The following is a 22,928-nucleotide window of genomic DNA, read 5'->3' on the forward strand; positions in this document are numbered from 1 at the left end:
GCTCCCGGGTGGCGCACACTCAGTCGTCGTCTGCGACCGTCGGGGCGGTCGCTGGTTCCGTCTCGGCTGTCTCGAGTGGCGTCCAGTTGCGGTCACCGTCGTAGTGGAGCGGCTGATGGTCGCGCTGGGGGTCGACGACGGTCAGCGAGAGCCAGTCGTTATCGAGGAGAGTAGCCAACTCCGTGCAGTCTGCGATAATCTCGGTCACACGCTCGACGGGTGCGTGTATCACCGTCGAGAGACGGAGTGGCTGGTGATACGGTTCGTCGTCGCCGCTCATCACCGACTGGAGTGGGAGACCGGTCATCAGGTCGCCCCCGTTGCCCTGATAGACGCCCACGTTCCCGACGGGGTTGTGGGTCACCTTCGAGCCACTCCCGTAGACTCTGTTGTCGACTGTCGCGAAGTAGTACTGGGTGTTGATCCACTGGGTGACGACCATCGGCCCGGTCATGATCGCTTCGAGGGCGTCGCCGTCCGAATCGGTCCGCCAGTCGTAGGAGTGGAGGAAGGAGCGACCGTCCAGGTCGAGTCCATCGGTGAGTTCCCGGGGGCCGATGACGAATCCTGCGTTCCCGGCCAGCCCCCACTCCGGGCGCGTTTCCGCCCAGTCTGCGGCACGGCGTTCGGTCTCGCGGCTGGCCGAATCGGCCATCGTCTCCATGTCTTCGACGCGCTCGGCAGTCGCACCGGCGCGCGCGGTTTCCAGATCTGCACGGAGCTGTTCGATGTCAGCCGCGTGCGTCTCTGGGACATCGCCGGCGTACAGCGTCACCTCGTCGGTCGTCGTGTTGTGTTCGCCAGCGACGAAGAGAGTGTCCTCGGGAACGCCGATTCCGCGCTCGCGGAGTCGGGCTTTGACCTGGTCGTCGTTGCAGATGGCCGCGAGGACGCGGGCGTTCGGGCCGCCGGGATTTCCGGCACAGGCACCGCAGTCGAGGCTGGAGTCGAAGGGGTTGTTCGCGGTCTGGCTGGCGTGGCCGGTGAACACCACCACGCGGGCGAACTGCTCCCAGCCCATGAGTTCGAAGGCCGTCGCGGCGTACTCGACTTTCTCGTCGAGCGTCAACCCCTCGCGCAGTTCGTGAACCGCGTCCGGGTTGTAATCCACTGTCGGTTCACAGCACTCGTGGTCGTCGGGCGCGCGCGTGTCGGCGGTGTCGAGCAGGTCGTAGACTCGGCCCGGAAGCAGCGTCCGGGCGGTCAGCGCGGCCCCGTACCCCGCTCCAGCGCTCTCGACGAAACTGAACGCGGTCGCGGCGTTTGCTCTGAGGCGCTTGACCGCAGACTTTCCGGCGTCGAGCGTAGCGTGCCAGCGGTCGTACTCGTCGGTGGCGTCCGCAGTGGGACGGTCCGCGATGCGATGTTCCGCGTCGAGAATCGGCGGACAGGCGTCGACGGCCACGTCGGCGTCGTACCCTTCATAGCGCATCGGAACCCCGAAGAAGCCAGCGTATCCGTGGGTCTCGTAGTTGCCGGTGGCTTCGATGTGGCGGCGGATGACCTCGGATCTGGTGTCGATACAGAACACCAGTTGTGCGTCCGGTCGATTCTGGTCTGTGCGCTCGTCTGTCTTGGCGAGTGACGCGCTCGCGTCGGTGAGCGCGTCGACCAGTTCCGAGCGATAGCTCGCCTCCCACGCGCTCAGCCAGACCTCCTGCAGTGGACGGTCACCGTCGTCCGTGCGCTCGTTCCCGCTCTCAGTCGGTGTGACCGGCGCGTCGAACTGGTCTGCGAGCGTCAGGCGTACCGCAAGATAGCCCGAGAGCGTGACGGGATACGTCGACTGCCAGACGGTGTCGTCGTCGATGCGCTGTTTGAGAAACCCAGTCCAGCCCGGGAGCGCAGTCAGGTGGAACTCGAAGATGTCCTGCCAGTCGCCGACGGGGTACTCGGCGAGACAGTCCTGAATGGCGTCGACGGGTTCGTCGGGCAGATTCGCGATTGCACCCCGCTCGGGGATATCACTGTCGTAGCGTGCCACGGACCGGAACGCGTCGTAGAACCCCTGCTCGCGGTCCGGCATGGGCCACTCCGTCTGGCCCTGGTCGAAGAAGGCGGCCAGCCACTTCGTCAGAACAGCATCGACACGATCCGCCGCCGTCGTCGCCGCGTCCGCCGAGTCGACCGACTCCGCGGCAGCCATGCGGTCGAGGCTCGCCTCGGGGTCGCTGTCGTGCCCGTGCTCGGTCAGTCGCGCCCTGAGAATTGCAGGATCGATCTGCCCGGACTCCCACGCGCGACGGAACACGTCTGCGCTGGGATAGCCGTCCCCGCCCAACGTCTGCTCGGCGTCTGCGACGGCCTCGTGAAACGGCTGATCCTCGAACCCGGCGAGCGGGTTTGCCGTCACGAAGGAGTGAAGCGGCCAGACGGAACCGACTGATTCTGCTGCTGTCTCGATGCTCTCTTCGATTGCGGGCTCAGTACTCATGGTAGTCCTCCGTTGCGGTCAGTTGGGTGCTGGACGGTGGCTGGGTCGCGTTCAAAAGCGCAACGTACAGGCGCTGACTGCGCTGATAAACGCGACTCTCGATAGCGAGATACAGGACGACGAACACGACGGCGACCAGTCCGTGGACGGCCGTCAGTTCTGCTGGCTGTCCGACTGCGGGCAAGTCCACGAGGAGGCTCTCGATGACGCGGTAGACGGCCGCGTAGACGGCAATCGCCGGGAGCGCGACCAGCGGAACCGCCCCGTAGCGAACCGTGGTCGGTATCGAGGGCTGTCTGACGAGTTCGCGGGTCGCGTGCATGACTGTCAGCACGACGAGCAGCGCGAGCAAGAGGCCGGTGTCCAGTTTCGTCCCCTTGCCGGTGAGGAGCGCGAACAGGCCACCCCCCGCAAGCGCGGTGCCGACGGTCACGACAGCGCCGACTCCCCCCATCGAACGGGTCGTCTTCGCCTTCGCTGGGTGTTCGTGTGCAATCTGACTCCCCGAGGCGAGGAACTGATAGGCCTTGTAACAGCCGTGCAGGATGAGGTGCGTGATGGCCGCGCCGAAAAAGCCCAGTCCGGCCTGCATGATCATAAAGCCCATCTGGCCGACGGTCGAGCAGCCGAGTTTGCCCTTGAAGTCGGCTCTGACGGTCTTCAGGAGCTTTCCGGCGAGTGCACTCGTTGCGCCGACCAGCACGACGGCGAGCATGAACTCGGCGTGAATGCTGACGACGGGCGCAAAGCGCACCAGCAAAACCCCGCCCGCGTTGACGAAGCCAGCGTGCATCAGCGCCGAGGCTGGCGTGGGTGCGGTCATCGAGGCGAGCAACCACGTGTGAAAGGGAACGAGCGCAGACTGGACCATCGCCGCCAGCAAGAGCCCACCGGCGGTAACCAGCACGACTGTCGACGGGAGCGTCCCGACGGTCGACGCGATTCCGGAGACGGTGCTCGCGCCGGTGTGCCACCACAGAATTCCGAGTGTGAGTCCGAGCAGGACACCGCTCGCGAGAAAGTACCGACGTGCGAGCCGTGCTGCGGCCTGTGCCTGTGGCCACTCCCTGTTGTGGCCGATCAGACCAGCCATCACGAGTCCCATCGCTATCCACGCCGCCCCGAACACCACGAGGTTGTCCGCCGCGACCAGCACCATCACACTCAGTGTGAACGCGAACACGCATCCAAAGAACGCGTTCATGGTCCGATTCCCGGCCATGTACCGCCGCGAGTAACTGTGGACGATGCCGCTGAAGAACGTGACTGTCACCCACATCACCACCGTCAGCCCGTCCACGACGACCAGTCCCGCAACTTCGAGCGGTTCGCCACGCTGGAACTGTGCGACCAGCGCGCCGACGCTGACGAACCAGAGGAGCCACACGACCCGCGTCAGCACCGCTGGACGGCGCGATTCAGTCCCCGTCGGCGTCGGAAGCTGTCCAACTGTCGTCGTCCCCTGTTGCCCTGTCATCGCTCAGCCCACCCCTGGCCAGCAACCACAGTCGTGTTCCACCTGAAACCAGTCATCGGTCGTCTCTACACCTTCTATGAACAGTACGGTTATTAAATCTGTCTATATTACCAATCTGTTCTCGAAACTTGAATTAAAGAACATTATGTTTATCTACGTTGGCAGCGGCCGAGGTCCGCATTCCTCGTTCTCGGGTGGACAAACACATATTGGCACAGGGGCTACAGTTTCGCTATGGAGGAGTTAGCGGGAACCATCCTCGTCGGGGAATCGCTCGAACCGACCACGGGCCGTGTCGTCATCGAGGACGGTCGCATCACAGATGTCGTGGAGGAAGCGACGACGTCGACTGATATCATTCTCCCGGCGTTTGTGAACGCGCACACGCATCTGGGCGACTCCGTCGCGAAAGACGCCGGTGCTGGCCTGTCGCTCGACGAAGCAGTCGCACCGCCGGACAGCCTGAAACACCGCAAACTGGCCGCGGCCGACCGGGCGGAACTCGTGACTGCCATGCGCCGAACGCTTCGCTTTATGCAACGAACCGGAACGGTATCCACGCTCGATTTCCGGGAGTCAGGGGTCGCTGGCGCGCGCGCACTCCGCGAGGCGGCCGAACCGCTCTCTATCGACCCATTCATCTTCGGCAGTGACGACGAGGCCGTCCTGTCGGTCGCTGACGGGTTCGGTGCGAGCGGTGCGAACGACGCCGACTTCACCGAACAGCGCGCTGCAGCCAGAGAACACGACGTGCCGTTTGCCATCCACGCTGGCGAACCCGACGACACGGACATCCACCCGGCCCTCGATCTAGACCCCGATCTTCTGGTCCACATGGTTCATGCACAACAGGACCATCTCGAACGCGTCGCCGAGCAGTCAGTCCCAATCGCGGTCTGCCCGCGTGCGAACACGGTCCTCGGCGTCGGTCGCCCCCCGATATCCGACCTGCTCGAGTCCACGACAGTCGCGCTCGGTACGGACAACGTGATGCTGAATCAGCCGTCGATGTTCCGGGAGATGGCCTACACGGCAAAGGAGTTCGACATCCCCGACCGGACCGTCTTGCGGATGGCGACGGCGGCCGGTGCCGAGATCATCGGACTCGACTACGGTGTTATTGCCCACGGACGGCGGGCGGCACTCACAGTCCTCGACGGTGACTCGGACAATCTGGCGGGAACGACCGACCCCGTTCGGGCAGTCGTCCGGCGCGCGACTGCGCTCGATGTGAAACGCGTGGTGTACTAATTGCTGAAGCGCGTGATGTGTTATAGTGTTTGTTGCGGTGATTTTCGCAACCGCGTCACAGATATCGGTGTTTCACGCCGTGTAACCGATGTCTTGTTGCACGACAGCGGTAAAGAATCGCAACAAACACTATTAGTCGCTTTCCCCATTTCGCTCGGAGTCGAACTTGCCGAATGGTGTCGTCTCGTGACTTCTGACGAGCACTTCGTCTGCGACTGTCAGTCCCAGTTCGAGCAGTTCCTGTGCGACGGGCGTGATGTCGCTGTCTGACTCCCCGACGGCCGTCACGAGCAGATTCTGGTCACCGGTCACCAGTTCCTGGACCGAGACGACGCCGTCTATCTCCAGAATCTCGTCGATGTGGTCACCGCGCTCGGGAATCGATGCCGTACAGTACAGCAACATCCGGAGCGGGTAGCCCGACCGTTGATAGTCCACCTCGGCGCTGTATCCTTTGATGATACCGTCTGATTCCAGTCGCTGGATTCGCTTGCGGACTGTACTATCGGACGTCCCGGTTCGCTCCGCAATATCCCCGGACGACATCTTTCGTGCATCCGTCTGCAGGGCGTACAGGATAGCTCTGTCGACGTCGTCGATGGTTTCGTCGTCCATACTGGTACGTCACGGCAAAGCTACTTTATCTTTGTACGTCTCTGCGACGGCCGCTCCGCGACTATTTGATATCGCGATTATTGGTTTATCGAACGACTCGCTCCACCCAGCACAACCGTTAGGGGCACGGCGGTCAGAGATGATGTATGGTCAGGAAACCGCCGGTGGCACACGACACCCGGCAGATGGAGTTCGGCGGCTGGGAGATGCCCGTCTCCTTCGACTCGATCACGGACGAACACGCTGCTGTCCGTGCATCCGTCGGCAAGTTCGACGTCTCACACATGGGCGAAGTGACGGTGTCTGGCCCCGACGCTACGCGGCTGATGGGACGGCTGACGACCAACGACGTGGGGGCGCTCGACCCAGGCGAGGCGCAGTATTCGGGTATCACCGACGAGGCAGGCGTGCTGCTTGACGACACTGTCGTCTACTGCTTGCCCGAGGACCACGAGGACGCGTACCTGTTCGTGCCGAACGCGGGCAACGACGAGTCGATGGCCGAGCGCTGGCGAACCCACCGCGACCGATGGGGGTTCGACGCAACCGTCACCAACCGCACCGAGGAGTACGCGCTGTTTGCGATTCAAGGACCGGACGCGCCCGACCGGGTGGCCGATCGGACCGATCTGCGCCTCTCGAAGCTCTCGCGGTTCGATATCGAAGCCGGGGCCGTCGCGGGCGTTGACGCACTTGTCGCCCGCACCGGCTACACCGGCGAGGACGGATTCGAGATATTCTGTCCGTGGGACGAAGCCGAGACCGTGTGGGACGCGTTCGACTGCCAACCCTGTGGGCTCGGTGCGCGCGATACGCTCCGCATCGAGATGGGATTTCTGCTCGCCGGGCAGGACTTCGACCCCGAGGACAACCCGCGGAACCCCTACGAGGCGGGGATCGAGTTCGTCGTCGCGCTCGACACCGAATTCGTGGGGCGTGATGCGCTCGAAGGCGTCGACGTCGAGGGATCGGCGGAGCGATTCGTCGGCATCGTTCTCACCGATCGAGGCGTTCCGCGTCACGGCCACGAGATACGCAGCCCCGACGGCGAGTCACTCGGGGAGGTCACGAGCGGGACGATGAGTCCCACACTCGACGAACCGATCGCGCTCGGGTATCTCCCGCCGGAGTACGCCGCTGAGGACCGATCGGTTCGCGTCGTCGTTCGCGACGAACCGAAGAAAGGACGTACCACCACGCCCCCATTCCTATCATGAGCTTCGAGATTCCAGACGACTGTCGGTACATGGACTCACACGAGTGGGTTCGCGTCGACGGTGAAACTGCGCACGTCGGCATCAGCGACTTCGCGCAGGACGAACTCGGTGACGTCGTCTTCGTCGAGTTACCCAGCGAGGGCGACGATCTCACGCAGGGTGACTCGTTCGGCGTCGTCGAATCGATCAAGGCGGTGTCGGACCTGTACGCGCCGGTTTCGGGAACCGTCACCGAAGCCAACGAGGCGCTGTTCGACGAGCCAGAACTGATAAATGACGACCCCTACGGCGACGGCTGGCTACTCACTGTTGAACTCGACGACGAGTCCGAACTTGACGACCTGCTCTCGCCCGACCAGTACCGCGAGCAGATCGAATAGCTCGATACGACTTCTCCGAACAATCGACAAACAGCGGCGGTCTTCGTCCGACAGGCGGAGCCTTGTCTCTCTGTCTCTGGCCGGGTACGCGCATCGCCGATAAACCCTATGTCGGGATATCGAACTGCTCTTGGTGTGCTGGGACTGGGGTTGTCGCACAGATGCGAGAAGGAGTTGTTGTGAGCTACCCCCAACAGTCTCGAACTGACAGTCGTACGGAAAACAGTCGACAGTATCAAACCGACGGCCTGAGAGAAACCAATATGGCCACATCGGAGACCCCGTTCACGATGGTACTGATCACAGTCGTGTTGATCGCATACTTCCTGGTTTCGCTCGTTCCCCGGACCGACCGAATGGTGGACGGCTACCGGAAGTTCGTGGCGTTGACGACGCTCGGGATCTCCTATCTGGTCATCATCTCCTTGCTGCTGTTCGTTGTCGAGGGCCTCGCAGAGACTGGATCGGTCGAGACCACGCTCTCGATTGCCGTCTTTGCCTTCTTGCTCTTTGGTCTGACCTTCCTGTACGACGTGTTCGACGACTGGCTTCGACTGTTTGCCGACGCCGAGTTTCACACGTGGGTCCAACTCTCGATGGTACTCGCTGTGGTCGTGTTGCTCGTCGTCTTCTTCCTGCTTGCCCCCTGACGCTGTGACCGGCGCGGAACTCATTAATTATAACTAGTTTCAGATTTCTCTGTGTGTGACTATTCGCAGACGGATCCCGGCACAGCTCAAACTTTTTGCGGAATCAGTCAATTTCTAGTGCATGGCCACGCTGTACGTCTCCCCGGACGGCGACAATAGTAATACGGGAGGCGAGAGCGATCCGCGGGGGACTATCCAGTACGCGCTCGGAGAGGCCCAACCCGGTGACACTGTCGAACTGGCCTCTGGGGAGTACCGCGAGGAAGTGTGGACAGACCATGCCCAAAATACGTCCCCGACCTCAAGACGGGCCCGTGCTTGGAGTCGAAGACGCTCGACCACATCGGCTTCTACTACGCGTGTTACGCCCACCACGACGACGGGATGCGCGGGTCAGTTATCGTGCGAGACGACGAGTCGCGGTGGGAGTTCACAGAGACCAGGTGTGGCGACCTGTCAGTGACTGCTCATCTCGGCGCAGAACACCAGCCAGATCACGGTCGGTCAACTCTGGACGGACTGGGAGGTGACGAGCGACGTGGCGGATGCAAGCAGCGATGACCGGGTCACAGAGGCCGGAGAGTACGCCCTCGACTTTGACCGCGTTCAGATGCCCCGTCGCCATCGATTACCGTTTCGCCCCCGGACCGATACGTCGGCGGGGACTATCAGGTCGTGGTCACGGCAACGAACACCTACGGGGACACAGTGGAAACGACAGCGACACTCACTATCGACTGAGATGTCCCCGCTTCGCGGGCCTGTCTCTCTCCACGAGACGTAAACTGAACCATACGTTGAAATAGTTCGAAGCAGATCGAACACATGTCTCATCATGTCCGAGCACTCGTACCCAGACGCGACAGAGCGCGGGACGGTCGGTGCCGCTGTTCCGTCGACACAGCACGATTTGCTCGGCTATCTGTGTCGAAGCGACGATTCGTCACGCTCGCGTGGACAGCAGCGACGGGGCAGTCAGTCGGGACAGCAGCCACGGGGCGGCCAACAACCGGGACAACCAGAAGGCGGTCAGCAACCAGGACAACAGCGACAGCCACGCGGTGGACAACAGGGACAGCAACAACAGCCACAGAGTGGTCAGCCGCCGCAGGGACCAGGCGGACAGGGGCCGGGCGGTCAGGGACCACAGGGTGGCGGTGACGACGGCATCAGTCGTCGCGCGTTGCTCGTCGGCGGCGGTGTGGTCGCCGTCGGCATCATCGCGTTCCTCCAGTTGAACGACGACGGTGGCTCGTCCAACAGCGGCAACACCGACAGAGCGGCGATCCGTTCCGTGTTGCAGGAGAACGCACGAACGATCGAACAGGAAAACCTCGGCGGCTACATGGATACGATCCATCCCGAATCACCGCTGTACGACAGCACCGAGGACCGGACGAGACAGCTCTTCCAGCAGTACGATATCAACGTCGAGATGACAATCGAATCCATCACTGTCGATGGTGAGACGGCCGAGGCACAGGTCGCTCAGACGACCGAACTGAGCAGCGAATCGTCCGGGACACAAAGCAATCGCAGACAGCTCACCCACGAGCTGCGAACCTACCAGGGGGAGTGGCGAATCTACAACAGCCGAGTAACTGGTCAACAGGGATAGGAGACCGCTGGACTGTGCTTCTGGGCAGAACCTGGGACCGTGTCTCGAAGATGAGTCTGACGGTTACGAAGTCTGATTTTTAACTTCCTCTGGCTGCTCGTATCGCGTGTCGTCGACGAGTATCTCGCCGGACCCGCGAATCTCGACAGTGTGGTCCGGAACCTGAAACGTGAGTTGCCAGTCGGTGTGGTCTGCGGCGGCAAGCGTCACGAGCGCGTCTGTCTCGATGTACTCCTGCAGCGAGTAGTCGAGTTCGTGGGGCGCACACCCCTCCGTCTCAGCGAGTATCTCGACGAGGCGAGGGAGTATGGTGTAACGGGAACTCATGGTTTCACGCTATTCTGCTCGTGAAAGTGACATCCTTCGATTAGATGCTCCGGGAAGTCGTCGTAGGCATCGATTGCCAGCAGCACTGCGGCCACCTCCTCGAATCGGGGGCCGCGTTTCACCGAAAACGGTTCGTGTTCCCACTCGATAAACTCCGCGTGTGCCATCATCGGCAGGTGTTCGTGGACGAGGTTGGTGTGCAGCACCTCCGGATCGAGGCGGTACTCCGGCATGTTCGCGCTTTCCGGAAGCAGTAGCTGTTGGTCAGGCTCCGATTCCAGTAACGACCCGATTATCTGCCGTCGCGGGCCAGCAGAGAGCGTTTTGAAGATCCGATACCAGCGTTCGCCGAGTTCCTCGACGGAGTCCATTACAGGTGCGTCTACGGCAACCAGCTAATCTCTTTGGGTTGATATGTACGGCTCTCGTTCGTCCTGACGCCGTCTGTATTTTATATTGATATTTTAGCACCGTGCTGTTTCTCTCGAAACACGAGTCAGCACGTGCTGTCCTCGGGTCCACTCTGTCGTGGGAAGTCGATTGTAATTGTCGTTCCGGTGTCGCCAGTCTCGTACGACAGCGATGCAGCCGTTCGATCGATAACCCATGTCACGACCCAGAGTCCGATTCCTGTCTCGTGGTTGAGCGCCGTCGCATCGTTCTCTGTGAGGGCACGCAATTCCTGTTCGGCGATGCCCGGGCCGTTATCGCTGATAGACACCGCTACGGCGCTGTCGTCGGTTGCCACCGTCACGTCCACGGTCGGGTCCCTGCTGGTGTTGTATCTGGCGGCATTATCTAGCAGGTTCTCGAACACGAGTGAGACCTCCGGAACCGTCCAGACCTGACAGCCTTCAGGGCAACCGACCGTGAACGACACCGTCGGGAACTGTTCACGATATCGATCGACTAGCGACCGGAGTTCCGCTTCGAGTGTGAGTGTCGTTCGCGTGAGTTGCTGGTCGAGGAGCCGTTCGATCGTCCGGGTTTTCTCGGTCAGCGTTTCGAGTTCGTTCGCTGCCGAGAGCACTGATTCCGCCAGTTCGGCGTGCTCCGCATCGAGACGTTGCGACATCGTCTCGGCGTGTAGCATGACGATAGTTAGATAATTCCGAAGATTGTGCCGTAGCACGCGCGACTGCAGTTGCTTGAACAGTTCGAGTTCACGCTCCCGGGACTTGCGTTCCGTGATGTCACGGGCGACTGCGACGAACTTCGCTATCTCACCGTCCGCTGTCGTAATCGGTGAAATCGTCTGATCGAGCACGATCCGTTCTCCCTCTTTGGTCTCGTCGACGATCTCCATTTCCCAGCGCTCCTCTGACCGAATCGTCTCCCAGAGCTCCTTGTAGTACGACTCGTCTTGTTCGCCCGACTTGAGCACGCGCGGTGTCTTCCCGACCACGTCCGTTCTCTCGTACCCGGTGATCTCCTCGAACGCGGGGTTGACGTACTCGATGACTCCCTCGGGGTCGGTCACGTAGACTGCGTCGGTCGTCTGCTCGATTGCTTCGTAGAGGAGTTCACCCTGTATCGATTTTGGCGCTTCCGACTCTCTCATTATCGGTCGTCGGTCAGTTGCTTGACTGTCTCGTTTATCTGCTCGACGTTCGCCGCCTGTTCCTGATTTGCGGCAGCGACATCCTCGATCTCGTCGGCGACGGTGTTTGCCTGCTCGACGAGTTCGTCGACCATGCTCGCGACCTCTTCGGTGCTTGCGGCCTGGTCGTCCGTCGCGCTGGAGACTTCGCGAATCCCCTGTGACGCTTCCTGGACGGACTGAGCGATGTCCTGTAGCGTGTCCATCGCGTCGGTGACTTGGTCGATCCCCCGGCCGACCTCCTCAGTCGCCGTCTCCAGACTCTCGACGGTCTCCTCGGTGTCTGCTTTGATGTCGGTGACCATCTCTTCGATCTCGCTTGCGTGTTCCTGTGACTCCTCGGCGAGCGATTTCACCTCGCTCGCGACGACCGCGAACCCTTCGCCAGCCTCCCCAGCACGGGCCGCCTCGATTGAGGCGTTCAGCGCCAGCATGTTCGTCTGCTCGGCGATGTCGTTGATCACGTCGACGATCTCGTCGATCTCGTCGATGCGTTCCTGCAGTGTGTTCACGTCACTGGCGACCGTCTGTGCGGAGTCGTCGACGCGTTCCATGACGGTAATCGCCTCAGTCGCTGCCTCACGCCCCTCCTCGGCGAGTTGCTCGGCAGTCTCGCTCGTCGCTGCCACCTCCTCTGCGGTCGAAGCGATCTCTTCGACGGTCGCCGACATATCAGACACCTCGCCTGATACTTCTTCCATCGCCTCGGCTTGACTGCTGGCGTTCTCGCTTATCGTCTCCGTGCTGCTCGCGATATCTTCGGCCGTCTGTGTCGCCTCGGTCACCCCGTGATCGACCTCCTCGATGACCTCCTGCTGCCGTTCGAGTTCCCCTTCCAGTCGTCTGTTGTAGGAGTTGATGTAGGTGTCCATCGCCACCTGCTGGTCGAGGTTCATCACCTTCAGCATCGACTGGATTCGTGTGGCCAGTTCGTCGAGCGCCGCTTCGGGCGCGAGCGTGTCCTCGTGCTCGACTGACGTATCGTCGTCTGCCCGTGCGAGGTCGGCCTTCAGATCGCGTACGACCGCGTCGATGAGATGCTCGTAGAAGACGGTGTACGCGCCGAGATAGATCTTCGGCCCCAGATCGAGCATGTCGTGTATCTTGCCGATGCGGGCACGACGCTCGAAGTGTGCCCTGTCGTACTGTCCGTCGAACAGTTCCTCGAGGTACTGCCGCTGTGTCTGTTTGAGCTGGTCGATTCCCTTGCTCGACCGGCCGAAGATTTCGAGCGTCTCGTCGTACGCCTGCAGATGGTCGTAAAACCCTTCCACTGCGCCGTCGAAAGCCGGTTCGACGACGTCCTCGAGGGCTCCGAGTCGCTGTTCGTCCGACTCCTCGAAGTTCGTAAAGCTCTTTCGCCACGCTATCTCCTGACGGTTGATTCCGATCTCGCTGGTCAGTTGTGTGCCATCAACCTGTCCCCGTTCTTCGTCTGTGATTTTGGTGCTTTCAGCCATTATTGTTTTCCGTTTGCGCGGGGCGTTTGGATGCTGTGATAGGTCCTGCTCGGATGTAATCGTGCCAGTGAGAGCCCAGACCAGTCATCGTCGCACTAACCTGTGTCCTGACAAGTGTCATCGAATCCCATATAGTTGTTGTTGTACCAAAATAACAACAGGAAATATCTTGTGTTCACGGATAATGAAACAATAGATAGTATAACCCTCGTGAAAAATGAGGGTCGTAATTATTGGGCTATGGGAAATAGACGGCGCTTTATCTGGATCTTGGACATATCTTACGTCAGGAGGCGTATCTGTGACTGATCATTCCACGGCGGAGATACAGGTCATCTCTCTCCTCGAATCCCTCGGGTTCAGGGAGTACGAGGCGCGCTGTCTGCTTGCGTTGCTCGAGGGGGGCGAGGAAACGGCGGCCAGCATCAGCGCCGCCGCCAACGTCCCCCGGTCGCGGGTCTACGACGTTGCGGATGCGCTCGCGGACCGGAACCTGATCGAGGTGTCTGACGGGGAGCCACGGCGGTATCGGGCGCTCTCCGCGGCGGCTATCGTCGACCAACTCGAAGCGACGTTTCACGAGAGAATCACGGCGCTCTCGGAGCAACTCGTCGACCTCGAATCAGAGACAAACGACGACAGCACCTCCGGCGTGTGGCAACTTGGGGGAAAACAGCCACTCCAGTCGAGACTGACTGCGTTCGTCACCGAAACCAACGAGGAACTCGTCATCTTTGCCGCGGACGACCTGTTCACCGACGACTATATCGAGACGCTGGCAGAGATGGTAGAGAGCGGGATCAGTCTCACCGTTCTCAGCCAGTCCGAACAGATGCGCTCGTGGCTCGAATCTCAGTTCCCGTCGGCGCAGGTCACTGACGGCCCCGATATCTGGGCAAGTCGTCCGGGTGAAGCAACGGTCGTGCATCTTGCGTTCATCGACTGGTCCTCGGCGATGATGGTGAGCAAGACGCAGCCGACGCCTGCTGACCCACCCCAGTATCACGGCACGCTCATTCAGGACGTGGAGTGTGGCTTCATCATCACGCTCCGAACGCTTCTCAGAGACGCGCTCGACGACTGATGGCTTCAGTCTCGTGTCGGTGACTCGAACAGTTCCTCGAAGGCCTTGCGCTGGGCTGCCCGGAGATGCTGGTGGTAGGTGGGTCGGGAGATGCCCATCGCCTCGGCGAGTTCGTTTCCGTCGACGTCGCGGGGCCAGTCGAAGAAGCCGCCGAGGAAGGCGGTTCTGAGCGCTGTCTCCTGTCGGTCGGTGAACCGATCGAACAGCGACGCACGGAACTCCTGTCTGGTCTCGACCGGCCGCTCGCGCTCGTGATACCCCAGCAGGTCGACGCCGGTGTACGCGTCCTCGATCAGGTCGAACAGTTCGCGGGCCTGTGCCTGTGTCGGCACCTCGACGGTGATCCGCGTCCGTCCGTTCTCGCCAACCGCACGCTGGGGGAGGGCACCGTACTCGGTCAGCGTTGCGAGCAGGGAATCATCGAGCACCACATCCAGCAGGCACTCCTCGTCGCGCTCGACGATGCAGGTGAGTTCGGTGAACAGGTCGTCCTCCCGTGCGCGTTCGAGGACAGTCTGGGTATCGTCACCCCTCACCTCGAGATACAGTCTGGTCCGACCGTCCGAGCGGAACTCGCTGCCGACCGACTCGACGGTACAGTCCGTTCCCGCCGAGAGACGGCTGAACACGACCGTCTCGTCGTCGAGTGCCACCTCCAGTTCGATACTCTCGGTCGAATCGAGGATCCGCCCTCGCTCGACAGCGTTGATCGCGTTCGCGATTGCGGCTCCGAGGGCGTCGAGAACGACCTGTTCGCGCTCGTCGACCATGCTGACGTCGGCCGCAAAGACGACCAACACGCCGTAGGTCGCCTCCTTGTAGACCAGTGGGACCGCGAGAAACGCCTCCGCACCGCTGTCGACCGTCAGGTCGGCCCAGGAGGCACACTCGGCGACGTCGGCACACAACTTCGGTTCGCGTTCGCGGTACGCATCCCCGATGGGGTCACCGGCAGCCGAAAAATCGACCGTCGCCGTTTCGATTTCGACGTCGGCGTCGCCTGCGTGCGCGCTCGGAACGAGGGTGTCGGTCGCGATCTCGGGCTGGAATATGCACGCAAACGAGTACGGGTCGGTCGCGGCGAGTTCCTCGACGACGCCCTGTTCGAGTTCTTCGCGCCCCGTAGCCTGAACCAGCACCGCGATGGTGTTCTCGATGAGTCCGTTAACTCGTTCGAGGACGCGCTCGGTGTGTTCTCGTGCCTCGCGGACCTCGCGCTCTCGCCGGGCACGGATACACGCTGCCGCAGCGCTCGTGCCAAGCAACGCGAGGAGTTGCTCGTCGGTCTCGTCGAATGCGTCGCGTTCGGTCGCACCGATGCTGATCGTCCCGTGGACGCCGACCGGGTAGTACATGACAGACTGCACCGCGCCGAGTTCATCATGTGGGTCGTCCACGTCGTCGATACGACGGGACTCACCGGACGCGAACACTTCCCCGGGATTGCCCTCGCCGACGCTGTAGACCGGCCGTTCGCCCATCGACTCGACCACCGAATCAGACAGTGCAGCGGGCTTCAGCGTCTCGGTCTCGCTGTCGTACAGCCGGAAGACGGCGTGGTCGAAGCCCAGAATCTCCTCGGCCGCGTTGGTCGTAATCTCCGCGACGTGCTCGCGGTCGCGGGCCTGCATCAGCGACCGGGTCAGTTCGAGCAGGCCGGAGAGACGCCGCTCGTGTGTCCGCCGCTCGGTGACGTCCCGACCGACGCCAGTCACGCCGGTCACGGTGCCCGAGCGGTCGAACAGCGGCGCGGCCGACAGTTCGTAGGGGATGTGTCCGCCCGCTGCTGTCTCGATATTCGCCTCCGTCGCGGTCTGCTCGCCGTTCCACGCCCGGTCCATCGCGGCCCCGACCGCCTCGCGGTCGTCGTCTGCGACCAGTTCCAGCGCCTCCATCCGGTCGAGTTGGTCCGAGTCGTAGCCGGTGACTGTCTCCAGTCGGTCGTTGTACTCAAGCAACTGCCCATCCTCGTCGACGACGTACAGGGGGTCCGGGAGGCTGTTCATGATGCTCTCGGTGAAGGCCTGCTGGCGGCTGAGCCGCCGTTCGTAGCGGCGCTGTTCGAGCAGTGCGCCGATCCAGTCAGTCAGCAGTTCGAGAAAGGTGGCCTCCCGCTCGGTAAATGGCCGCTCTCTGGGATGCTCGTCGGCAAAGCAGACCGTTCCGAACTGCTCGCCCTCGACGGTGATGGTCGCACCGAGATAACAGCCCAGTCCGAACCGCTCGTAGGCGGGGTCGTCACCGTAGCCTGCGGCCTCGGTGTCCGCGACCGCGAGCGGTGCGTCGGCGTCGATCGTATGCCGACAGTACGCCTCCGACAGCGGTGCGGTCGATCCGGGCTGGAGTTTCGGGTGGTCGCCGACCGACCGGACGATCTCCTGTGTGGTCGCGTCGATGCGGGTCAGAAACCCCGTCGTCGTTCCGAAGCGGTCGCGGCCGACGGCGAGCATGCTGTCGATTTTCTCCCCGTAGGAACGCTCCCGGTCCGAGGCAATCTGGTGAAGCCGTTCGAGCGCCTCCTCGTTTTCGCGGAGTCGCTGCCGCATCTCTACCCGTTCTGTGACGTCGCGAATGGACATCGAGAGACCGTCCTCGGTCGGGCGAACCTCGGCTTCGAGCCATCGCTCTGTCGGGCGATACTCCGCCTCGAGGCGGCGTGAGACTCCGGATTCGAGTGCCGTTTTGCACTCCCTTTCGAACGCCGAGTCAGCCAGTCCGGGGAGTGCCGTCCAGAGCGGTTCGTCGAGCAGGTCCGTTCGTGATCGTTCGAACAGGTCGGCGGCCGCCTCGTTCAGATCGGTGACGGTCCAGTTCGCATCGACCGCGAGAAAGCTCTCCCTGACCTGGTCGATCGGTCGGTCGAGTGCCCGGTCGTCGGACGAGAGGCTGGAATCTGTCATGCGTCCCACTCCCAGCTACTCGACCGGTCGGGTGTCCGCCCCCAGTGACGCGACTGACTGGGCATCTGTTCCGAGTGCTTCGACGGGGCGAGTATCGGTTCTGACTGCTTCGACTGGCCGGGCGTCCGTTTCGAGTGAACGAAGGGCCTGACAGACCCGACCCTATCCTTCCGCATCATGGTAACTGGTTAGGTGCGACAGGGCTTAAACCCGTCCCGGCACACTGCCCGAACTCCAGCACCTCGGGGGAGGTCGACCCACAACCGACTTTGCGTGGCGTTGCCAACGGGGTGGTATGCACGGTCGGCGGCTTGCGATGACGGACAACATCGTGTGTCTGACGGCACAGCCACACGCTGGGGCGCTCGACCATCTGGAGTCGTGGACCACGACCCACGGGATCGGACTGACGGTCCGTGAAGTCGGCGAAGACGTTCGCGAGGCGGATTTCGAGGGCGGGCGGGAGACGCTCGGCATCTCTGTCGGCGGGGACGGAACCTTCCTCGAAGGGATTCAGGCGTTTGCACCCCGTCGCGTGCCCCTGCTCGGGATCAACACCGGCACGCTCGCCTTTCTCGCGCGCATCGACCCGCGGGACATCGACTCCGCGCTGACCGAGACACTCCGTGGGCGGGCGACGGTGTACGACCGTCAGCAGTTCAGCGTCACCACCGCCGGGTTGGATGCGGTCGGCATCAACGACGTGACCATCGAACCCCAGCCGCCAGAGCGCCCGGTCGACCGGAAGATCTGTCGGCTCCACGTCTTCGTCGACGAGGAGTACGTCGGCCAGTACGACGGGAGCGGCCTCGCGATCAACACGCCGACGGGGTCGACTGGCATCGCACTTTCGGCGGGCGGCCCGATCCACTATCCCAACGACAACTTCACGCTCCAGATCACTCCACTGCACACCCACCGCATGGGTGTGCGCCCGATGGTCGTCAGCGAGAGCACGGAGATAACCGTCGTGCCCGACAGCGAGGTCCGACTGTCGGTCGACGGCGGCCGCTATCAGACGGTCGTCGACCGGGACGAACCCGTTCAGGTTACCGGGTCTGACTATCGGGCACACGTCGTCCGAACGTCCTACGACGACTCCTTCATGGGCGCGCTCGCGGCCAAACTCGGCTGGGGGCTTCGCACCGTCGATAGCGAACCGCCCGAGGGGTATCTGCCGGAGCGCGAACCACCCGAGGACTTTCTGGCCAACGCCTGCCGGGTCGCCCGCGAGGCGGCCATCTCTGCGGGTGAGCCAGTTCGAGAACTCCACGGGCAGGTCGAGCAGGTCGAGGCGAAAAGCTCGAAGGCGGACATCGTGACCGAGGCCGACCACCAGAGCGACCGGATCATCGCAACTGCGATCGAAAACGAGTTTCCCACCCACGGGATCCGCTCGGAAGAGAGCGGGCGACGCGGCGGGGATAGCCCCTACACGTGGGTCGTCGACCCCATCGACGGCACCGGAAACTTCGCACACGGCAACCCGAACTACTCCATCGCCATCGCGTTGCTCGACGGGGAGAACACTCCAGTCGTCGGCGTCGTGTACGCCCCCGAGACCGAGGAGATGTTCTACGCCATCCGCGACGACGGGGCCTATCGGAACGGGACACCAATTGCGCCGACCACACGCGACAGACTCGACGAGAGCATGCTCTTGAGCGGCTACGACCCCGACGGCGAGTTTCTGCAGGCGTTCTACCAAGAGACCCGCGGCGTCCGACGACTCGGCAGCGCTGCCCTGCATCTGTGTTTCGTCGCGGCCGGGAGCGCCGACGCACTCTGGGAGTACGACACCAACCCGTGGGACGTCGCGGCCGGGATCTGTATCCTCCGGGAGGCTGGCGGCCGAGCGACCGACGCGGACGGTGTGGAGTACGCGCTCTCGCTTGCGGACGAACGGGAGCGGCCGCGGATGCCCCTTCTCGCATCGAACGGCCCGCTCCACGACGCGCTGCTCGACCACCTCGCGGACGAGAACCTGTGACACTCACTCGTCGAAAAAGCCCTCGACACCGTCGAGCGAGCGAACGAAGTCGGGGCCGAAGGCGCTCGCTGGCGTCTGGAATCCGGTACGCGGCCGCTCGATGATTCGCTCGACAGCGGTCGCGGCGGCGTCGACGGTCAACGCGTAGGTTTCGGGTGTGACGAGTCGCGACGTGACTGTCTGGTCGCCGTCGGTCGCCTCGCCCCAGACGTACACCCGCGACCGAGCGTCCTCCGGTGGTCCGGAGACCAGCCAGCGGACGAGTCGCTGGAGCGTCGATTTCACTGGACCGAGCGCGAGTACCGGCCCGAGCGCGTCCAGAACGCGAGCGCCGTATTCGGCGTACTCGGGGGCGGCGGTGTAGACTTCGACGTTCGGGATCCCTGTCGTGTAGTAGGCGGTCGAAACGTCGCCCCACGGCACGCGAACGGCACTGCGTTCGCCAGCGCCGAAATCGATCCGACGCGGCTCGTCCCCGGGTCTCGTGTCGACGATTTTCCCGTCCCGGCGGACCGCACCGCCCTGGTCTGCGTGTTCGATGAGCGTCGCGAGCGTCCCCCCTGACAGTTCCGCTGGCGCCTCGAAGCCGAGGCGGAGATCCGTCGCGCCCGACAGTCGGTCGTGGAGATGTGCCGCGAGACAGTCTGTCGGCACGACGTCGAATCCGACACCCGGAAGCAGACAGACCCCCGCTCGTTCGGCCTCGCGGTCGCGGGCGGCGATAGCCTCGAACACCGGGAGTTCGCCCGTGATGTCGAGATAGTGTGTCCCGGTGTCGAGACAGGCCGCGACGAGCGGTTCGTAGGTCCTGCTGACGGGGCCAGCGCAGTTCAGAAGGATGTCGACGCCGTCGAGACGTTCGGCAACTTCGCCGAGGTCGAACACGCACGACTCGACGCCGAGTTGAAAGCCGAGTCCCCGCGTTTTGGTCCCGTTTCGTCCCGCGACGACGATATCGACGTCCCGAGCGGTCAGTTCGCGGGCGATCCGCTTCCCGGTGTAGCCGTAGGCTCCGTAGACGAGAGCAGTCATACGACTGCTTCGAGTCGGCGGGCCAAAAAGATGTATCAGCGCCGACTGACGCAGAAGGAGACGGTAAGCCCATCATAATTATGAGGTACATGTTTCTCATCAGAGGCAAGAGTTCACATGGCAGCGATACAACTCGATGGACTGACAAAACACTTCGGTGACGTCGTCGCGGTCGACGATGTAGACCTCACAATCGAGGACGGCGAAATCTTCGGATTCCTCGGGCCGAACGGTGCTGGCAAGTCGACGACGATCGATATCCTGCTGGATTTCGTCCGGCCGACGTCGGGCACTGCGACGGTGCTCGGCTACGACGCACAGCGCGAGAGCGTCAAGGTTCGAGAGCGGATCGGGGTACTTCCCGACGCTTACCACGTCTACGACCGGCTGACGGGTCGCCAGCACATGGACTTCGTGGTCGAATCGAAAGGGGTCGATGCGGACATCGACGCGATCATGGACAGAGTCGAGATTCTGGAAGCCGCAGACCGGAAGGCGGGCGGCTACTCGAAGGGGATGCGCCAGCGACTCATCCTGTCGATGGCGCTCGTCGGTGAGCCGGATCTTCTGATTCTCGACGAGCCGTCGACCGGACTCGACCCGAACGGCGCTCGGCAGATGCGGGAGATCATCAAGGCTGAAAACGACCGCGGCGCGACGGTCTTCTTTTCGAGCCACATCATGGAACAGGTCGAAGCCATCTGCGACCGCGTCGGGATCATCAACAAGGGACAACTGGTGGCCGTCGACTCCATCGACGGGCTTCGGGGGGCGACCGAGACGACGACGACACTCGACATTACCGTCTCGAACGCTGGCGAGGACAACCTCGCGATGGTTCGGTCGCTGGCGGGTGTCCAGAGCGCATCGCTGGATGGCGCGAACCTGCGAGTCACGATGAGCGGCGGGTCGAAGTTCGACGTGTTGAACGCGCTCGACGACGCTGGCGTCGCGGTCGGTGACTTTTCTGTCGACGAGTACTCCCTGGAGGACCTGTTCGTCCAGTACACGACCACCGACCAGGAGGTCGAAGCATGAGCTGGCTGGCCGTCGCGAAGAAGGACTTCCGGGACGCGATTCAGTCGCGGGCGCTCTGGTCGCTCGTCGCCGTGTTCGTCGTCCTGGCGTCGCTGATCTCGTATGCCTACACGGAGTTCCCAGCGACTATCGCTGAGACCGAGGAGGCGACCGTCGGCGGTCTCGTCTTTTTCATGACGAGCATCGTCGGTCTGTTCGTCTCGCTGACGGCTATCGTCATCTGTTACAAGTCCCTCGCTGGCGAGCGTGAAATCGGCAGCATCAAACTGATGCTCTCGCTGCCTCACACCCGCGGTGACGTCTTCCTCGGTAAACTGATCGGCCGGTCGGCCGTGCTCGTGAGCGCGCTGGCTGTCGGGCTTCTCATCGGCTACGGCGTCGGATTCGCGCTGCTTGGCACCGTCGAGATCACCCCAGTACTGCTGTTTTTGCTGATGACGCTCGTCTTTAGCGTGGCCTACGTCGGGATCATCGTCTCGATCTCGGCAAGCACCGGCTCGACGACGCGCGCAACCACGTTCGCAATCGGATTCTTCCTCCTGTTCGAACTCCTCTGGGACGCGGTTCCGCTGCTGGTCGTCTACGTTGTTAACGGCCTCTCGCTTCCGGAGACGACACCCGACTGGGTGTATCTAATCACGCAAATCCCGCCGTCGTCGTCGTATCTCCTGTCGCTTATCGCGCTGTTGCCCGACATCGCCGACAGCGTCGGTGCTGGCACCGGGTCCGAAGAGGTCGACGTCTTCTACGGTACCCCGGAGCTTGGCTTTGTCATTCTCCTGTTTTGGCTTGTCGTCCCGGCTCTCATCGGCTATCGTCGGTTTCGCAGCGCCGACCTGTAGCCCGGATCGCGTCTCGTTGGCATCGACTGTCGCGACCGGCGGCACGCTTGCACGCCTCGCGGCAACCGACGACGTCACACCCGAGTCGAAACCACCGGGGCGGTACTCGCCCCCGATAGTACGACACGGCTCACATATCCCAAACAGGCATCTCCATGAGTGACAGACCGACATCGGACACGCGGCGGTTGCATCGCTTCAGACGGCGAGTCACGCCGTTTGGGTTCCCCCTCATCTATCTCGGCTGGGCCTATCTCTTCTGGCTCCCGCTCTTTGGCTCCAGTACGTCCGTCTGGTCGTTCCCCAACGTGTTGTTCTTCCTCGTCGGCGGGTCGAGTCCCCTCCTCGCTGGCCTCGTCATGGCGTACGCCACCGGCGGGAAAGCGCGGGTCCGCGACCTCTGGGATCGGATAGTCGATGTCGGCCGAATCGCGCCGAAGTGGTGGGTCATCGTGCTTGGGTTCTGGCTGGCGTTCGACCTCGTGATGGCCGGTGGGGCCGTTCTCGTCGGCGCGAGCGACCAGCCGATCACTATCGATCCGGAACTACTGACCGACCCCGGAGCGATGGGGTTCGCGATACTGCTGTCGTTTGTCTTTCCGCTGGTCGAGGAGGTCGGACTTCGCGGCTACTATCTCGACCAGTTACAGCACCGCTTCGGGCCGACGGCCGCCGGACTCCTCAACGGCGGAACGTGGGCAGTCTGGCACGCGCCGTTCGTCTGGTTTCCCGGCTACTACGACGACTTGACGTTCTCCCCGGAAATCTGGTGGTGGCTCCCCTCGATTGTCCTCCAGACGCTGCTCATCGTCTGGGTGTACAACAACACACGCCGGAGTATTCTGGCGGTGCTGCTGTTTCACGGCATGATGAACTTTACCGGTCTCGTCATCGGACTCGCTCCCGAAATGCAACCGTTCAACCTCCTCGGCGTCGCGGTACTGTCGGTCGTCCTCGTCGTCCACTGGCGGAACATTCCTCGGCATCCGGCGGGACACCGACAGTGACGAGAC

Annotated in this window: 21 protein-coding genes; 11 read left to right on the forward strand and 10 right to left on the reverse strand. The window is 62.5% G+C overall.

The window, feature by feature from the left end:
• Positions 1–19: 19 nt before the first annotated feature.
• Entirely contained in the window at positions 20–2,434 is a 2,415-nt protein-coding gene (locus ACMGFL_RS03645) for a DUF2309 domain-containing protein (RefSeq protein WP_436934176.1), read from the reverse strand.
• Positions 2,424–3,911: a proton-conducting transporter transmembrane domain-containing protein gene (locus tag ACMGFL_RS03650; protein ID WP_436934177.1), complete on the reverse strand. Its 1,488-nt coding sequence runs from the start codon at positions 3,909–3,911 to the stop codon at positions 2,424–2,426. The genes ACMGFL_RS03645 and ACMGFL_RS03650 overlap by 11 nt, the downstream gene beginning before the upstream one ends.
• Before the next feature lie 234 nt (positions 3,912–4,145).
• On the opposite strand from ACMGFL_RS03650, the gene ACMGFL_RS03655 reads away from it, so the two are divergent.
• Positions 4,146–5,162, forward strand: a complete 1,017-nt coding sequence (locus ACMGFL_RS03655; protein WP_436934178.1) for an amidohydrolase family protein — start codon at positions 4,146–4,148, stop codon at positions 5,160–5,162.
• 132 nt (positions 5,163–5,294) lie between these two features.
• Here ACMGFL_RS03655 and ACMGFL_RS03660 read toward each other — a convergent pair whose 3' ends face one another.
• Positions 5,295–5,777, reverse strand: coding sequence for an Lrp/AsnC family transcriptional regulator (locus tag ACMGFL_RS03660; RefSeq protein ID WP_436934179.1), 483 nt, complete (start codon positions 5,775–5,777; stop codon positions 5,295–5,297).
• Between the two features lie 146 nt (positions 5,778–5,923).
• Here ACMGFL_RS03660 and gcvT point away from each other — a divergent pair, with 146 nt between their 5' ends.
• The 5 genes from gcvT (at position 5,924) to ACMGFL_RS03685 (ending at position 9,642) form a co-directional block, all read left to right on the forward strand.
• Complete coding sequence (gene gcvT, locus ACMGFL_RS03665) at positions 5,924–6,994, forward strand: glycine cleavage system aminomethyltransferase GcvT (protein WP_436934180.1); 1,071 nt, start codon at positions 5,924–5,926, stop codon at positions 6,992–6,994.
• Positions 6,991–7,374: a glycine cleavage system protein GcvH gene (gene gcvH / locus ACMGFL_RS03670; protein ID WP_436934181.1), complete on the forward strand. Its 384-nt coding sequence runs from the start codon at positions 6,991–6,993 to the stop codon at positions 7,372–7,374. The genes gcvT and gcvH overlap by 4 nt, the downstream gene beginning before the upstream one ends.
• A gap of 290 nt (positions 7,375–7,664) precedes the next feature.
• Positions 7,665–8,024, forward strand: a complete 360-nt coding sequence (locus ACMGFL_RS03675; protein ID WP_436934182.1) for a hypothetical protein — start codon at positions 7,665–7,667, stop codon at positions 8,022–8,024.
• A gap of 267 nt (positions 8,025–8,291) precedes the next feature.
• Positions 8,292–8,585, forward strand: coding sequence for a hypothetical protein (locus ACMGFL_RS03680; RefSeq protein ID WP_436934183.1), 294 nt, complete (start codon positions 8,292–8,294; stop codon positions 8,583–8,585).
• Positions 8,586–8,859: 274 nt separating this feature from the next.
• Positions 8,860–9,642, forward strand: a complete 783-nt coding sequence (locus ACMGFL_RS03685) for a hypothetical protein (RefSeq protein WP_436934184.1) — start codon at positions 8,860–8,862, stop codon at positions 9,640–9,642.
• Between the two features lie 63 nt (positions 9,643–9,705).
• Here the strand turns inward: ACMGFL_RS03685 and ACMGFL_RS03690 are convergent, their stop codons facing one another.
• The 4 genes from ACMGFL_RS03690 to ACMGFL_RS03705 form a co-directional block, all read right to left on the reverse strand.
• Positions 9,706–9,969: a HalOD1 output domain-containing protein gene (locus ACMGFL_RS03690; RefSeq protein ID WP_436934185.1), complete on the reverse strand. Its 264-nt coding sequence runs from the start codon at positions 9,967–9,969 to the stop codon at positions 9,706–9,708.
• Positions 9,966–10,340, reverse strand: a complete 375-nt coding sequence (locus tag ACMGFL_RS03695; RefSeq protein ID WP_436934186.1) for a hypothetical protein — start codon at positions 10,338–10,340, stop codon at positions 9,966–9,968. Before ACMGFL_RS03695 ends, ACMGFL_RS03690 begins: the two co-directional genes overlap by 4 nt.
• A gap of 125 nt (positions 10,341–10,465) precedes the next feature.
• Positions 10,466–11,530, reverse strand: coding sequence for a PAS domain S-box protein (locus ACMGFL_RS03700; protein ID WP_436934187.1), 1,065 nt, complete (start codon positions 11,528–11,530; stop codon positions 10,466–10,468).
• On the reverse strand, positions 11,530–13,029 hold the full coding sequence (locus ACMGFL_RS03705; protein WP_436934188.1) for a globin-coupled sensor protein: 1,500 nt from the start codon (positions 13,027–13,029) through the stop codon (positions 11,530–11,532). The genes ACMGFL_RS03700 and ACMGFL_RS03705 overlap by 1 nt, the downstream gene beginning before the upstream one ends.
• A gap of 301 nt (positions 13,030–13,330) precedes the next feature.
• On the opposite strand from ACMGFL_RS03705, the gene ACMGFL_RS03710 reads away from it, so the two are divergent.
• On the forward strand, positions 13,331–14,113 hold the full coding sequence (locus tag ACMGFL_RS03710) for a TrmB family transcriptional regulator (protein ID WP_436934189.1): 783 nt from the start codon (positions 13,331–13,333) through the stop codon (positions 14,111–14,113).
• Positions 14,114–14,118: 5 nt separating this feature from the next.
• On the opposite strand, the gene ACMGFL_RS03715 is transcribed toward ACMGFL_RS03710, so the two are convergent.
• Both ACMGFL_RS03715 and ACMGFL_RS03720 read right to left on the reverse strand, forming a co-directional pair.
• Positions 14,119–17,013, reverse strand: a complete 2,895-nt coding sequence (locus tag ACMGFL_RS03715) for a bacterio-opsin activator domain-containing protein (RefSeq protein ID WP_436934190.1) — start codon at positions 17,011–17,013, stop codon at positions 14,119–14,121.
• Complete coding sequence (locus ACMGFL_RS03720; protein ID WP_436934191.1) at positions 17,010–17,192, reverse strand: hypothetical protein; 183 nt, start codon at positions 17,190–17,192, stop codon at positions 17,010–17,012. Before ACMGFL_RS03720 ends, ACMGFL_RS03715 begins: the two co-directional genes overlap by 4 nt.
• A 116-nt stretch (positions 17,193–17,308) precedes the next feature.
• Between ACMGFL_RS03720 and ACMGFL_RS03725 the strand changes: the two genes are divergently transcribed.
• On the forward strand, positions 17,309–19,003 hold the full coding sequence (locus ACMGFL_RS03725; RefSeq protein WP_436934192.1) for an inositol monophosphatase family protein: 1,695 nt from the start codon (positions 17,309–17,311) through the stop codon (positions 19,001–19,003).
• A 3-nt stretch (positions 19,004–19,006) separates the two neighbouring features.
• Here ACMGFL_RS03725 and ACMGFL_RS03730 read toward each other — a convergent pair whose 3' ends face one another.
• The gene (locus tag ACMGFL_RS03730) at positions 19,007–20,035 is read right to left on the reverse strand and encodes a saccharopine dehydrogenase family protein (protein WP_436934193.1); all 1,029 of its coding nucleotides are present in this window, start codon (positions 20,033–20,035) and stop codon (positions 19,007–19,009) included.
• Positions 20,036–20,152: 117 nt separating this feature from the next.
• Between ACMGFL_RS03730 and ACMGFL_RS03735 the strand changes: the two genes are divergently transcribed.
• The 3 genes from ACMGFL_RS03735 to ACMGFL_RS03745 all read left to right on the forward strand — a co-directional run bounded on the left by ACMGFL_RS03735 (position 20,153) and on the right by ACMGFL_RS03745 (position 22,922).
• Positions 20,153–21,073, forward strand: a complete 921-nt coding sequence (locus tag ACMGFL_RS03735) for an ABC transporter ATP-binding protein (protein WP_436934194.1) — start codon at positions 20,153–20,155, stop codon at positions 21,071–21,073.
• Positions 21,070–21,915, forward strand: coding sequence for an ABC transporter permease subunit (locus tag ACMGFL_RS03740; protein ID WP_436934195.1), 846 nt, complete (start codon positions 21,070–21,072; stop codon positions 21,913–21,915). The genes ACMGFL_RS03735 and ACMGFL_RS03740 overlap by 4 nt, the downstream gene beginning before the upstream one ends.
• Before the next feature lie 155 nt (positions 21,916–22,070).
• A complete protein-coding gene (locus ACMGFL_RS03745; protein WP_436934196.1) occupies positions 22,071–22,922 on the forward strand; it encodes a CPBP family intramembrane glutamic endopeptidase in 852 nt (283 codons plus the stop codon).
• Positions 22,923–22,928 lie beyond the last annotated feature (6 nt).

This window comes from Halovenus marina, from assembly GCF_051414115.1.
Taxonomy (GTDB): Archaea; Halobacteriota; Halobacteria; order Halobacteriales; family Haloarculaceae; genus Halovenus; species Halovenus marina.